At 72.9% G+C, this 13,330-nt stretch carries 10 protein-coding genes; 8 read left to right on the top strand and 2 right to left on the bottom strand.

What is annotated here, in order from left to right; all coding sequences use genetic code 11:
- Entirely contained in the window at positions 1–993 is a 993-nt protein-coding gene (locus ACZK5D_RS07760; RefSeq protein WP_458994206.1) for a LacI family DNA-binding transcriptional regulator, read from the top strand.
- 4 nt (positions 994–997) lie between these two features.
- On the opposite strand, the gene ACZK5D_RS07755 is transcribed toward ACZK5D_RS07760, so the two are convergent.
- Together ACZK5D_RS07755 and ACZK5D_RS07750 are read right to left on the bottom strand one after the other, a co-directional pair.
- The gene (locus tag ACZK5D_RS07755) at positions 998–1,294 is read right to left on the bottom strand and encodes a hypothetical protein (RefSeq protein WP_458994205.1); all 297 of its coding nucleotides are present in this window, start codon (positions 1,292–1,294) and stop codon (positions 998–1,000) included.
- Positions 1,291–2,535, bottom strand: coding sequence for an inorganic phosphate transporter (locus ACZK5D_RS07750; protein ID WP_458994204.1), 1,245 nt, complete (start codon positions 2,533–2,535; stop codon positions 1,291–1,293). The genes ACZK5D_RS07755 and ACZK5D_RS07750 overlap by 4 nt, the downstream gene beginning before the upstream one ends.
- A 158-nt stretch (positions 2,536–2,693) precedes the next feature.
- On the opposite strand from ACZK5D_RS07750, the gene ACZK5D_RS07745 reads away from it, so the two are divergent.
- The 7 genes from ACZK5D_RS07745 (at position 2,694) to ACZK5D_RS07715 (ending at position 13,326) form a co-directional block, all read left to right on the top strand.
- Complete coding sequence (locus ACZK5D_RS07745) at positions 2,694–3,386, top strand: M48 family metallopeptidase (RefSeq protein ID WP_458994203.1); 693 nt, start codon at positions 2,694–2,696, stop codon at positions 3,384–3,386.
- Between the two features lie 190 nt (positions 3,387–3,576).
- On the top strand, positions 3,577–4,776 hold the full coding sequence (locus ACZK5D_RS07740) for a L,D-transpeptidase family protein (protein WP_458994202.1): 1,200 nt from the start codon (positions 3,577–3,579) through the stop codon (positions 4,774–4,776).
- Positions 4,777–4,873: 97 nt separating this feature from the next.
- Positions 4,874–5,812: a DMT family transporter gene (locus ACZK5D_RS07735; RefSeq protein ID WP_458994201.1), complete on the top strand. Its 939-nt coding sequence runs from the start codon at positions 4,874–4,876 to the stop codon at positions 5,810–5,812.
- Positions 5,813–5,835: 23 nt separating this feature from the next.
- Positions 5,836–9,168, top strand: a complete 3,333-nt coding sequence (locus ACZK5D_RS07730; protein WP_463664869.1) for an FtsX-like permease family protein — start codon at positions 5,836–5,838, stop codon at positions 9,166–9,168.
- On the top strand, positions 9,165–11,756 hold the full coding sequence (locus tag ACZK5D_RS07725) for an ABC transporter permease (protein ID WP_463664868.1): 2,592 nt from the start codon (positions 9,165–9,167) through the stop codon (positions 11,754–11,756). Before ACZK5D_RS07730 ends, ACZK5D_RS07725 begins: the two co-directional genes overlap by 4 nt.
- Complete coding sequence (locus ACZK5D_RS07720; RefSeq protein WP_458994198.1) at positions 11,753–12,664, top strand: ABC transporter ATP-binding protein; 912 nt, start codon at positions 11,753–11,755, stop codon at positions 12,662–12,664. The genes ACZK5D_RS07725 and ACZK5D_RS07720 overlap by 4 nt, the downstream gene beginning before the upstream one ends.
- The gene (locus tag ACZK5D_RS07715) at positions 12,661–13,326 is read left to right on the top strand and encodes an ABC transporter ATP-binding protein (RefSeq protein WP_458994197.1); all 666 of its coding nucleotides are present in this window, start codon (positions 12,661–12,663) and stop codon (positions 13,324–13,326) included. Before ACZK5D_RS07720 ends, ACZK5D_RS07715 begins: the two co-directional genes overlap by 4 nt.
- Positions 13,327–13,330 lie beyond the last annotated feature (4 nt).

The following is a 13,330-nucleotide window of genomic DNA, read 5'->3' as shown; positions in this document are numbered from 1 at the left end:
ATGAAGGACGTCGCGGCGATGGCTGGCGTCGCCGTCACCACCGTGTCGCGGGTGATCAACCAGGATCCGAAGGTGGCCGCGGACACGCGGGCCCGTGTCGAGTCCGCGATCACGGACCTGCACTACCAGCCGGATCCGCACGCCGGGATCCTCCGGCGGCGGGGTCGCACGAAGACGCTCGGGCTCCTCGTGGGCAACGTCGCCAACCCCTTCTCGGCGTCGCTGCACCGGGCGGTCGAGGACGTGGCCCGTCCCCATCACGTCGCGGTCTTCGCCTCCAGCCTCGACGACGATCCCACCCGCGAACGCGAGGCCGTCGAGGCCTTTCTGAGCCGCAGGGTCGACGGCCTCATCCTCACCACGATCGGGACCGACCACACGTACCTCGAGCCCGAGATCGAGCGGGGCACCCCCGTCGTCTTCGTCGACCGGCGGCCAGTCGGCATCCAGGCCGACACGGTGGTGTCGGACAACTATCGGGGCGCCCGGGCCGCCGTGGCACACCTCGCCGCGCAGGGGCATCGCCGGATCGCCTTCCTCGGCGACAGCGAGCTCATCTACACGGCGCGGGAGCGGCGGCGCGGATACCTGGACGAGTGCCGCGACCGGGGGCTCGAGGCGACGGCGGACCTCGTTGTCACCGGGCTCGGCGACGAGGCATCGGCGGAGAGGGCCGTCTCACGGCTCCTCGACAGCACCAACCCGCCCACGGCCATCTTCTCGGCGCAGAACCTCATCACCATCGGCGCCATCGCGGCGCTCAGGGCGGCTGGCGCGGCCCGTGCCATCGCGCTCGTGGGCTTCGACGACATCCCCATGGCCGAGCACCTCGCCCTTCCGGTCACCGTCGTGGCGCAGGACCCCAGCGCCATCGGCCGCATCGCGGCCGAGATCGTGTTCGCGCGGCTGGAGGGTGACTCCTCCGCCGCGGCGGAGGTGGTCGTGCCCACCCGGCTCATCGCGCGCGGGTCCGGCGAGATCCCTCCAGCCTGAGGGCCTACTTGGGCAGGAACACCGGTAGAAGGCCGTTGAACTCGAGCTTCATGCCGAGGCCATGGGCGACGATCACGCCGATGCCGGCGGCGATGGCCACCAGCACCAGGGCGAAGCACAGGTACGCCGCGATCCTGGCCACCGGGTGCGGCTCGTGATCCGTGGCATCCGCGTCGCCGCCCACGCCGTACGACAGCGCCCGGATACCCAGGGCGAAGATGGCCGGAAGGCCGGCGCCGAGGAGCATCCCCAGCCACAACACGTTCCAGGCGCCCCCGAGCGCCAGCCACAGGGTGTTCATGCCCGGGTCTCCTCTCGCGCCGCATCGTGATTGTGGTTCGGCACCACCCTGTCGGTCACCTGCTCCACCCATTCGTCGTTGACGTTGCGATGGTCCACCAGCGTCTTGCGGGAGTGGCGGTACATCCACGCCGACGCGGCGACGAGGATGGCGAAGACGACGAGCGCTCCGCCCAGCCCTCCGATCGTGTGCCCGACCAGCCACATGGCGGCACCCACGAGGCCCGCCGACGGCAGCGTGATCAACCAGGCCATGCCCATCCGTCCGGCGATGCGCCAGTTGACGGTGGAATCCTTCTTGCCGAGCCCGGTGCCGAGGATGGAGCCGGTCGCGACGTGCGTGGTGGACAGCGCGAAGCCCAAGTGGCTGGAGACCAGGATGACCGCCGCCGAGGAGGACTCCGCGGCCATTCCCTGGGGCGAGGAGATCTCGACCAGGCCCTTTCCGAGGGTCCGGATGATCCGCCATCCGCCGAGGTACGTGCCGAGCGCGATCGCGAGAGCGCACGCCAGCTTCACCCAGAAGGGGACCGACTGCAGGTCCGTCCATGACCCCGTCGCGATCAGGGCGAGGGTGATGACGCCCATGGTCTTCTGCGCGTCGTTGGTCCCGTGGGCCAGCGAGACGAGGGAGGCGGAGCCGATCTGCCCCCACCGGAAGCCCGATTCGCGGTACTTCGCTGCCACGCCGCGCGTGATGGCGAACACCAGCCAGGTGCCGACGGCGGCCACCGCGATCGCGATCACCGGCGACATCAGCGCCGGCAGCACGACCTTACCGATGACGCCGTCGAGCTTGGTGCCGTCTCCGACCCACTTCACGCCGTCGACGCCGAGCCCGGCCATGGTGGCGCCCACCAGGCCACCGAAGAGGGCGTGCGACGAGCTCGAGGGGAGGCTGAACAGCCAGGTCAGCAGGTTCCACACGATGGCGCCGACAAGGCCGGACAGGATGATCAGGAGGAGCGCGAGCCCGCCGTCGGCGATCAGCTCAGGCTTGGGGGCGCCGGACTTGTCCTGGATGTTGACCACCGCATTGGTGACCGTCAGCGCCACCTCCACCGAGAGGAAGGCGCCGATCAGGTTCAGGACGGCCGACAGCGCGACGGCGGTCTTGGGCCTCAGCGCGCCGGTGGCGATGGACGTGGCCATCGCGTTCCCGGTGTCATGGAAACCGTTGGTGAAATCGAAGACCAGAGCGGTCACGATGACGAGCACAAGCACGACTAACTCGGGTGGCACATGGCCCAGTGTGCTACTTCGGGGCCCTGGATGCGCAATCGGGGTTGTTTACGCCGCCCCCGGGGCCGGCGCAGCGCACCCAGGTGGAACAGCAGATGAACAGGTGATGACCACGCGCCCGTTCCGATTCTGTCGGACCGGCTTCCTATCATGGCGCCATGCCACGACGCTCCGCCTCAACGTCCCTCCTCCGGGTGGCCGGGGTCGACGCGGAGGTCACCTACAAGGCCATCAGGAACCTGCGCCTGAGGGTGGTTCCGCCTGACGGGAGGGTGGCAGTCTCCGTGCCCTTCGGGGTATCTGAGCACGCCGTGCGGACCTTCGTCGAGGGGCACCGTGAGTGGATCGCCGCCGCGCAGGCCAAGGTACGACGCATCGAACCACGGCCCCAGGCTCTCGACGACGGACGTGCCCGGGTCTGGGGCGCCTGGCACGACGTCATCAAGGGGGCGGGAGACCGGCCGTCGGCGGGGTTCTCCGCGGCCGGCGTCGTGCTCTCAGGTCGTGACGAGGAGGAGCGGCTCCGTGGGCTGGAGGGGCTGTACCGGCGGGAACTGGAGATGGCACTGCCCGCGCTCCGCGACGAATGGGAGGCCAGGGTCGGGAGGCAGGCGTCGCTGATCCGTCTCAGGCGGATGACCACGCGCTGGGGTACCTGCAACACAAGGACGGGCGCCATCACGCTCAACGTCGCCCTCGCCGAGCATCCCCCCTCTGCGCTTGAGTACGTGCTCGTCCACGAGTTGGTCCACCTGCACGAGCGCGGCCACGGCCCCGGGTTCATCGCCTGGATGGACGCGCTCCTCCCGGACTGGCGTGCCAGGCGTGGCGCGCTGAACGGGCGCGCGTGAGGATGCGCGCGTGAGGATGGTGGTGCAACCGCCGGGACAGGCCATGCGTACCTGAGGTGAGAATCCCCCCTGGAAAGGAACCGACATGGGCCCGCGCCACCCCGAGCGCGTCAGCGTCGTCGGCCTTCCCGGCGCCTATGCTGGCACGGACGGATCTGCTCTTCCCCCTGAGAGGTCATCGGTGTTGAGAATGCCTGGTATCAAGCTGGTGCCCCGCGCCGACGGTGCGCGCCCATTGCCGGCGCCCCGGCGGCGCTTCGCGGCGTTCTCCCTGGCGATGTTCGCGTCTGCCTCGCTGCTGCTGGTCGCCTGCGCACCAGCGGCGGTCGTCCCGCGGGCCACACCGCAGGCGGTGCCCACGACCGCGGCGCCGGTGCCGGAGGCGGCGCCCAGCCCCTCCACTCCCGCCCCGTCCACTCCTGCCCCGTCCACGCCCACGCCTTTGCCGTCGATCACCGAGCCTCCCACCCAGGAGACCGCGCCGCCCGCCCCGCCCGCGCCGCCTGCCCTCCTCAAGGCCGGCGATGAGGGTGACCCCGTCCGGGACCTCCAGCACCGGCTCCTGCAGCTGGAGTGGTTCTCCGGGAAGATCACCGGCGTCTACGGCGAGGAGACCGTGCTCGCGATCGAGGGATTCCAGGCGAAGCGTGGCATCCCGGTCACCGGCGAGGTGGACCAGGCCACGCTGGACAGGCTGCACTCCATGACACGCCAGCCCACCCAGGACGAGATGCACAACATCCTGAGGCCGGGCCCGGCTCTGTTCGCGGAGGGGAGCACGGGCGACGGCGTCAAGGACATCCAGGCACGGCTCAAGCAGATCGGCTGGTACTCGCCCAAGATCGACGGCGTCTACGGGCCGGTGACGGTGGAGGCCGTCAAGGGTTTTCAGGCCAAGCGTCAGATCCCGGTCACCGGTGAGGTCGACCAACGCACCAAGGACCGGCTCTACGGCATGACGCGCAAGCCCACCGCGGACGAGCTGAACAACGTGGTGCGCGCGCAGACCACGACGATGACGCTGGACGATCGTTGCATGACGGGGCGCGTGATCTGCATCTCCAAGGCCCAGCGACGCCTGGCCTGGGTGATCGACGGGAGGATCATCGACACGATGTCGGTCCGCTTCGGCTCCGAGCTCACGCCCACCCGCAACGGCGTGTTCTCCGTGTACTGGAAGTCGAAGAACCACGTCTCCAGCCTCTACGACACCCCGATGCCCTATGCGTTGTTCTTCAGCGGGGGGCAGGCCGTCCACTACTCGGCGGACTTCGCGCGCAACGGGTACAACGGTGCCTCGCACGGCTGCGTCAACGTGCGGGACAAGGGGGCCGTGGCGGCGCTGTTCGATGCGGCAAAGGTCGGTGACAAGGTGGTCGTCTACGGCTGACCCCGGACCCTGATCGAGGAGGGGCGACCAGGGTCGTACCCGATCCGGCCGGTCGCAGGGTAGTCTTCCAACGTTGTCCGACTGAAAGGCTCACGGCGTGATCTGGCTGGCCATCGGGATGCAGGTTGTGTCCTCTTTCCTGTTCGCGAGCGGCGCGGTGCTGCAGAGCCTGGGCGTGAAGTCCACCTTCGATCCGGACGGTGTGGCGTCGTCCAACAGGCTGACGTTCGCCGGCCTGCTTCAGCTCTTCAGAATTCCCAAGTGGCTTCTCGGGCTGTTGTTCGTGCTGGCCGGGGCCGCGATCCATCTCGTGGCGCTGTCGTTCGCGCCCGTGGCCGTGGTCCAGCCCGTGGGGATCCTGGCCGTGCCCTGGTCGGTCCTGCTGGCCGCCCGGATCCACAAGCACGCGCTCACCCGCAAGATGTGGATCGCGGTGGCCATCACGGTCGTGGGCGTCGTCGGGTTCACCGTCTTCTCGTCGCTCTTCGCCACGGGCCAGAAGCAGGTCGAGTTCGCGCCGATGTTCATCGCCTTCCTCGTGGTCTGCGCCATCTGCGCCGTCCTGTCCTTCTTCGCCACGCGGGCCGCCCCGTGGGCGAAGGCGATGATGTGGTCGTCGGTAGGGGCCACCTTCTACGGGCTCGCCTCCGGCTTCATGAAGGCGGCGATGGACCTTGTGCTCAAGCACGGGCAGCCGTTCGGCGGATTCCAGGTCGTCGCCACCGTCGCCATGATGCTCGCCTGCTACGGCCTGGGCGTCTGGATGATTCAGCAGGGCTACGCGTCCGGCCCCGCCGAGATCACGGTGGGCACGATGACGACGGTCGACCCGTTCGTCGCGGTCCTGTTCGGCCTGATCGTGCTCGGGGAGGGCGCGGGGATGGGCCCGGGGCCAGCCGTCGGGATGGCCGTGACCGGCGCGATCGCCGTCTACGGGGTCCTGCTGCTGTCCAAGGACCACCCGGACGCCCACGAGGAGCGCCGCAAGCTGGCGGCCAGCCAGAACGAGCCCTCGTCTGCCCCTCCGATGAGCTGACCGCGATGCCCTAGGGTGCGATCGTGCAGTGGACGGCCTGGAGCATCGCGCGCAACGTCGCGCGGCCGGCGTTGTCCGCGGCCCTCGCCGGCACCGTCCTCATCGCGGCCACCGTTGTCGGGGCCGTCGCCTGGCTGACGGCCAGCCTCGCCGAGACGGCTGCCAGGGACGCCTTGCTGGGGTCTCCGCCGGCCACTCTCACCATTCGTGCCCGCGCGGGAACCGACGCCGACGATCAGGACCGTCGTGCCCGGTCGTCACTGACCACGGGGTTCGCCCCGGCAACCCTCGAGATCTCGACGGTCATCGACGCCGATCCGGTCCCGCTGGGAGGGTCGCGGCTCCTGGCCCGCCACGATCCGAGCGCCCTGGCCCGGGGCACCATCGTCGCCGGGCGGGCGCCGGCCGCCCAGGACGAGGCGGCGATGCAGGCAGACGCGGCCGCCCGCCTCGGGATCGGCGTCGGCCGCGTCCTCGACCTGCGCGGCGTCACCGTCACCGTCACCGCCACCTGGCGGCCGGCGGATCCCGGCTCCTCGTCGTGGGCGGGCGACCCGCTGGCGCTGAGGGGGACGCACTCGGGCGTCAGCGGCCCCCTGCTGGTCTCGCGCCCGGTCGTCGAGGCGATTTCCGGCACGCCGGTCCTCACCTGGTCCCTGGTCCCGGACCTCAGTGGGGCTGGTCCCGCTGAGTTCGATGCCCTCAGTTCGGGGGCCGCCCGGGCCAAGGCCCTCGTGGAGGTGGCCGACGACACCGGGCGCGGAGTCACCGTGGAGGGCGCGCTGGGGGAGCGCGTGGACGCCGCGGCGGAGGACTGGGCCGACGCCCGCCGGCTGGGCCAGGTGCCGCTCGGCGTCGTGTGGCTGCTGGCTCTTCTGACGCTGGTGCAGGTGGGACGCGTCGTCGCTGCATCGCGGGACGCCGAGACGCGGCTGCTGCTCGCCCGTGGGACCACCGTCGCGAGGCTCACGGTCCTCGGGCTGGCCGAATCGGCGGTGATCGCGGCGGTTGGCGCAGCACTGGGCGGCGTGGGAGCGGCGCTCGGGATGGGGGTGGTGACCGGGTCCTGGGGACTGGTCCCCGAAGCGATCTGGGGCGCAGCCGTTGCCGCCGGCACTGCCGTGGTCGCCTTCACCGGTGCCGTGGCCGGGCGTGCGCAGGCGTTGGCGCGCTCGTCGGCACCCGACCGCGGCCGGACCGCGGCGGCCCTCGGTGGCGCTGCCGGGGTCCTGGTCCTCGCAGCGGCAGCCGCGCTCGCGACATGGCGGCTCACCGCCGCGGGCACCCTACCCGCCCCAGGGGGCCCCTGGGATCCGGACCGGGCCGCGGCGTTGGCCCCGGCAGCCCTCCTGGTCGTGGCCGGGGCCCTCGCACCGCTCGTTCTGGGGCCACTCACCGGAGCCGTTGCGCGCGTTCTGCGGCGCGCAACGCGCGGCGTCGTGGCATGGCTGGCGGTGGCTCACCTGACGCGCGCGGTCCTCACGGCCGCCGTGCCCGCGCTCCTCATGGTCGTGGCCATCGGATCCGTGACGATGGCCGGGCTCTTCGGCGGCGCCTCGCTGAGGGTGGGCGCCGACCTCGCCGCGCTGGAGCGCGGCGCCGATGTCCGGGCGACCCTGGCCACCCCGCCGGCCGCCGGTCTCGCCCTCCCACCCGATGCGGCGGCCGTCGCGGGCGCGTCCGCGTCCGCCCCCGTCTGGACCGACGGGTCCGCACGCGTGGGCGACTCCCCGGTGGCGCTCGTGAGCGGGCCGCTCGACAGCCTCGCCGCGACCGCGTCCCTGCCGGCGGGGGTGGCCGTCCCAGAGCCACCTGGGAACACGGGACTGCTCGCGGGGGCGTTGCCGATCCCGGCGGGCGCACGTGAGCTCACCGTCAGCCTCGACGGCGGCATCCGCCTGGATCCCTGGCAGGAGGCACTGGCCCGTCAGGTCCCGGAGCTGAGCCGTCGGCAGGCGGACGCCCCGTACATCCTCGATCAGGCCGACGCCGCCACCGAGCTGACCCTCGAGGCTCTCTCCCGGCTCCGCGCCGGTGCGACGGTCCGGGTGGAGGTCCTCGTCCGCGACCTCCTCACGGGCGTGTCGCGCCGCCTGCCCGCCGTCGACCTCGCCGTCCCCGGCCTGGACCTGGCGTGGGACGGCTCCGTCGTCATCGGCCCCCCGGCCCAGGCCTCGGGCTCGGGCCGCGTCGAGCTGCCCCGCGGTGGACGCTTCGTAGTCGACGGGGTGGGCGTGCGCGTCCCGGACGGACCCTCAGCCGCGACCCTCGAGTTGGCCGTCACGCTGGCCGCCGACGGCGTGCCGCTGGGGCCGACGGGGGACTGGGCCTCCGACGTCGCCGTCCCCGACGGGGTCGCGGGCCCTTACCGCGACCTCCTGGCCGGCACGCCGGTGGAGGTGGGCATCGCGGAGATCGCCACCGACGGCGAACTCACCGCCCACGTCGCCACCACGAACCGGCCGGACGTCCCGCCCCTCCTCACCCCGGTGCAGGGTGGATGGCGACTCGCCGGTGAGCCGTCGGCTCTGGCGGCGACCAGGCTCGGCCCCCACGTCGCCTTCACGGGCCGGGACCCCGCAGGTGTCGTCGAGTCGTCCGCCCCGCCCGCAGTCCCGGTCACGCTGACGTCCGGTGCCGCGGAGGAGGCCGGCCTGGGGCCCGGGGACCGCTTCGAGATCGACGCGTTCCAGCGGCGACTCCCCGCAGAGGTGGCGTCGGTCGTCGACGTCGTGCCAGGCACGACCCAGCCCCACGCGGCCCTCGCCGACTCGAGGGCGGTCTCCGCAGCGCTCGCCGTCACCGCCGACCCCATGCCCTGGCCTCGCGAGCTCTGGGTCGCGGCCGGGGATCCGGATGCCGTCGCGGCGGGCCTGGCGGAACTGCCCGGTGTGGAGTCCGTCGCGCACCCGGCGGCCGGCAACCCGGCCGCGACCCTCGCCCGCCGGACGTTCTGGACCGGCGCAGCGGGGGGCGTGGCGCTGGCCGTGGCCGGGGTGGCCGCGACCTTCGTCGCCCAGCTGGACTCCCGCCGAGGCGAGACGGCCGTCCTCAGGACGCTCGGCCTCGGCGGTCGCGCGCAGGGGCGCAGCCGAGCCCTCGAGCACGCGGGCGTCTCCCTCACCGCGAGCCTCCTCGGGGTCGCCGCAGGAGGCCTCGTCGGGGCGCTCGTGGTGCCGCCGCTGGTCCGCTCGGCCGTCGGGGCCGACGCCCGTTGGCCGATCCCGCTCACGGTGGACGCGGGCGGCTGGTTCGCGTTGGTCACCGTGGCCGCGCTGTCAGTTGGGGCCGTCGTCGCGGTGATCGCCCGCGCCGTCGCCCGGCAGGCGGCCGGCGGCTGGGAGGGGCACCGATGAACGTGCCCCGCTGGCTCCTGGCGCAGGCACGGGCGGACCGGTTGCCGGTGGCCCTCTTCACGCTCGCCGTTGCCGTGGTCGTCGCGCTGGCCGCGCTCGTCCCGCCCGCCGTGGGCGGCCTGAGCTCGGCGGCGATGTCAGGCGCGTTCGGCACCCTCACCGCCCAGCAGGGCGACCTTGTCGGGAGGTGGCGCGGCGCACCGCAGGGAGACCAGGCGGCGCCGGATCCGGCCGCCGGGTACCTGGCGGCGGCCGAGGCGCTGAGGACCGCGCAACCCCTGCCGCTGCGGGACGTGCTCAGGCCGCCGCAACTGGTCGCCGAGCTGGGGTTCCCGCTGGTCGTCACGCCCCCGGAGTCCTCGGGCTACCACCGGCTCACGTTCGCGGTCCTGGTCGACGCCACGTTGGCCGAGCACGCCGAGCTCGTCTCGGGGACCTGGCCGGCCGCACCGGACCCGGCCGAGCCCGTCAGCGACATCGTCGTGCTGCACGACGCGGCCGAGCGGCTGGGCTGGGCCCTCGGCAGCCAACCGCTCCCCGGGCTGCGCCTGTCCGGGACGTTCAGGCCGACCGATCCCACCGACCGTCGGTGGGAGCAGGTTCCGCGCGGCATCCGGTACGCGGAGCTCGTCGACCCCAATCTCGGCACGGAACTCGTCTCGGCCGTGTTCCTCCATCGCGGAGCGCTGTCCGCCGGCGCCTCGGGCCGGCGCCCCCAGATCAACCACCTGCTCTGGTTCGGGATCAACGCGCCTGCACCGTCGCAGGGCGAGGTGGACGCCGAACTCCTGGCCGGGCAGCTGACGGCGATGCTCTCGCGCACGCTGCCGCTCGACGACGACGGGCGGGTCACGGTGCGGTTCTTCTCCGAGCTGGGGGAGATGCTCGACGCCGTGGCGGTGGAGCAGCGCACGCTGACGTCGCTTGCGCTGGTGCTCGCCGTCGGGCCGCTGATCCTCGCGGCCCTGCTGGTCGCGCTCGCGGGGGCCGCCGTCCGTGAGGGCCGCTCGGTGGGCACCTCGCTGCTGCGGGCCCGCGGCCTCGCACCCGGGCAACTCCTCGGGTGGACGGCGGCCGAGGGGGCCGTCCTCGGGCTGCTCGGAGGGGTGGCCGCACTGGGCGTGCTGGGCGTGGCGCTGCCCGACGGGGGGTGGCGCCGCTGGCCGGCCGGCCTGACCCTTGCGCTCCTCCTCGGCGGGGTCATGCCCGCGATGCACGCGTGGGGTGCCCGCCCAGGCACCCGCAGCGGCCCCGGCCCCAGGCGGGTGCGCCTGGCTGCGGAGCTGACGCTCCTGGGCCTCGCCGCCGTGTCCGTCGCCCTGCTGGTCGAGCGGCCGTCGGCGGGAGGGCTGGAGGCGCTCGCCGCGGCCGCGCCCGCCCTCGTCACGCTCGCCGCGGGCGCGCTCCTGTGGCGCGTGCACCCGATCCTGCTGCGGTTGCTGGCTGGGCGGCTGCGCGAGGGTCGCGGCCTCGCCGGGCCGCTCGGGGTCAGCCGGGCGCTGCGGGGGGCCGGGGGCGGCGCGGTCCCGCTCGCAGCGGTGCTGTTGGGCGTGTCGATGGCGGTGGTGGGCGGTGTCCTGACGACGAGCCTGGAGGCCACATCACGGGACGCGGCCTGGGCGGTCAACGGTGCCCAGATCAGGGCTGCCGGCCCCCGGATGACCGACGACGTCGTCGCAGGCATGCGCGCCGTCGACGGCGTGGCCGCGGTGGGTCGGCTGACCAGGCTCGCCGATTCGGTGCCGTTGACGTCCCGGGGAGGTGAGGTGACACACGTCGCCGTCTGGTCCGTCGATGAGGGTGTGCCCGACGCGTACCGCGGCACGCCCCTCGAACCGCGGCTCCCCGGGGCACTGGCCGATGCCGGCGGCCCGCTCCCCGTGGTCCTCGGTGGGTCCACGACGGGGGAGAGCGGCCCAGCCACGCTGGGGGGCATGGGCGAGGTGACGATCGTCGGCCGGCTGGACCTCCTCCCCGGCGCCGGCACCCCCGAGGCATGGGCTCTGGTCGACTCCGGACGGTGGTTGGCCGCCGGCGGCGCACCGGAGAGCTCCACCCTGGCGCTGGTCTCGATCGACGACGGCGCCGCGGCCGATCAGGTGGCCGCCGACCTGCGGGACCAGCTCGGGACCGCCGTGGTCACCACGGTGGACGAGCAGCTCAGGTCGCGACTCGGCCCCGCGTCGCAGGCGTTCTCACGCATCGTCGCGATGGCTGGAGCGGTGGGCCTGATCCTCATGACCATGGCCGTCGTCGGAGCCGAGTCGTTGGCCGGCGGCGCACGTCGAGGGTCGACGCGCCTTCTTCGGGCACTGGGCGCCGCACCCGGCGAGATCCGGCGGAGCGTCGCCTGGGAGGTAGCGCCGGGGCTCGTCCTGGCGCTGGGCGCCGGCGTCGTCCTGGGGATCGCGGTCGCGGGCATACTCCTGGCCGGCCTGGACTACAGCTTCATCACGGGCGCGGGCTCCGCGTCGCTGGTGGTCGACCCGGCGTCGCTCGGGATCGTGATGGTCCTCGTCCTGGCCGCATTCGCCGTCGTCGTCTGGTCCGCCGCCCGGCGGACCACAGTGCAACAGGAGGTGCCATGACACCCACGGGTGTGGCAGGAGTGCAACGTGACCATGCCGGCCCCGATATCTGGTGCGAGGACCTCGTGCGGATCTTCACCACCGAGGGGGCGGAGGTACAGGCGCTTCAGGGGCTCAACCTCGTCGTCGAGCCCGGCGAGGTCGTCGCGTTGGTGGGCGCGTCGGGGTCCGGCAAGTCGACCCTGCTGGGCATCCTGTCCGGCCTCGACCGGCCGACGGGGGGCCGTGCGCGGGTCGCGGGCCACGACCTCACCGCCATGCGACCTCGTCAACGGATCGAGTTCCGGCGCCACAGCGTCGGGTTCGTCTGGCAGCAGACTGCGCAGAACCTCGTCCCGTATCTCACCGCCGCCCAGAACGTGATGCTGCCCATGATGATCACCGGGAGAGACGGCCGCGAGCAGCGCGCGGCCGAGCTGCTGAAGGTGCTGGGCGTGGCCGCGTCCGCCGAGCGCCACCCCCGTGAGCTCTCGGGCGGCGAGCAACAGCGGGTGGCGATCGCCACCGCCCTGGCCAACGGGCCCGCCGTGCTGCTCGCCGACGAGCCCACCGGCGAGCTCGACGACGACAACTCGGCGGCCGTGCTCGAGGCGATGCGGAGCGTGGCCCTGGAGACCGGGACCACCGTGCTGATCGTCACCCATGACCCGACGGTGAGCGGGCACGTGGAGCGCACGATCCAGATCCGAGACGGGCGCACCTCCACTGAGGTCGTCCGCAGGTTCGGGGAGGACGGGCGTGCGCAGGCCGCGGAGGAGTACACGGTGATCGACCGGGCGGGCCGGATCCAGCTTCCCCGGGCGCATGTGGAGGCACTGGGGCTGAGGGACAGGGTCCGCCTCGAGGCAGGGGAGGGGCACGTCGAGGTCTGGCCCGCGGCCGCCCCCATACGGGAGGACGGGCGGTGAGCGGCGGTGTGCGGCTGCGCGGACTGGGTCTGGATCGCGGCTTCGGATCCGGCGCGACACGCGTCGAGGTGCTGCGCGGGCTGGACATCGACGTCGTACCCGGGGCCCTCACGGTGGTCACCGGGCGGTCGGGCGCAGGGAAGACCACGCTCCTCAATGTCCTCGGCGGCCTCGACCGCCCCGACGCCGGCCAGGTTCTGCTCGGCGACGAGGACCTCTCGCGCGCAGGGGAGGAACGTCTCCTCGAGCTGCGGCGCACCAGGATCGGCATGGTGTTCCAGGACTTCGGACTCATCCAGGTCCTGTCGGCGGCGGAGAACATCGAGGTCCCGTTGAGGCTGGCCCGAACCGATCCGCAGACCCGGCGGACCAGGGTCGCGGAGTTGCTCGAGCGGATGGGGCTGTCCCGGCACGGGGGGCATCGGCCCGGTGAGCTGTCGGGGGGTCAGCAGCAGCGCGTCGGTATCGCCCGGGCTCTGGCCGCGGAGCCGGCCGTCCTCCTCGCCGACGAGCCGACGGCGCAGCTTGACGTCGACACCGCGGCCTCCGTCATGGAACTGATCGCTGAACTGACCGTCGAACGCCGCCTCGCGACGCTGGTGACCACCCACGACCCGCTGGTGGTCGCGGTGGCGGACGCCGTGGTGCACCTGCACCACTAGCCAT

This window comes from Tessaracoccus yangjingae (genome assembly GCF_055326235.1).
The sequence above is the reverse complement of the archived record's forward strand: the minus strand, read 5'-3'. Positions and strand labels throughout refer to the sequence as shown.

Excerpts from the sequence above, each read along its gene's own strand:
- ACZK5D_RS07745 (WP_458994203.1), top strand. The coding sequence starts at position 2,694 with ATGCCACGACGCTCCGCCTCAACGTCCCTCCTCCGGGTGGCCGGGGTC.
- ACZK5D_RS07740 (WP_458994202.1), top strand. The coding sequence starts at position 3,577 with ATGCCTGGTATCAAGCTGGTGCCCCGCGCCGACGGTGCGCGCCCATTG.
- ACZK5D_RS07755 (WP_458994205.1), bottom strand. The coding sequence starts at position 1,294 with ATGAACACCCTGTGGCTGGCGCTCGGGGGCGCCTGGAACGTGTTGTGG.
- ACZK5D_RS07760 (WP_458994206.1), top strand. The coding sequence starts at position 1 with ATGAAGGACGTCGCGGCGATGGCTGGCGTCGCCGTCACCACCGTGTCG.
- ACZK5D_RS07720 (WP_458994198.1), top strand. The coding sequence starts at position 11,753 with ATGACACCCACGGGTGTGGCAGGAGTGCAACGTGACCATGCCGGCCCC.
- ACZK5D_RS07725 (WP_463664868.1), top strand. The coding sequence starts at position 9,165 with ATGAACGTGCCCCGCTGGCTCCTGGCGCAGGCACGGGCGGACCGGTTG.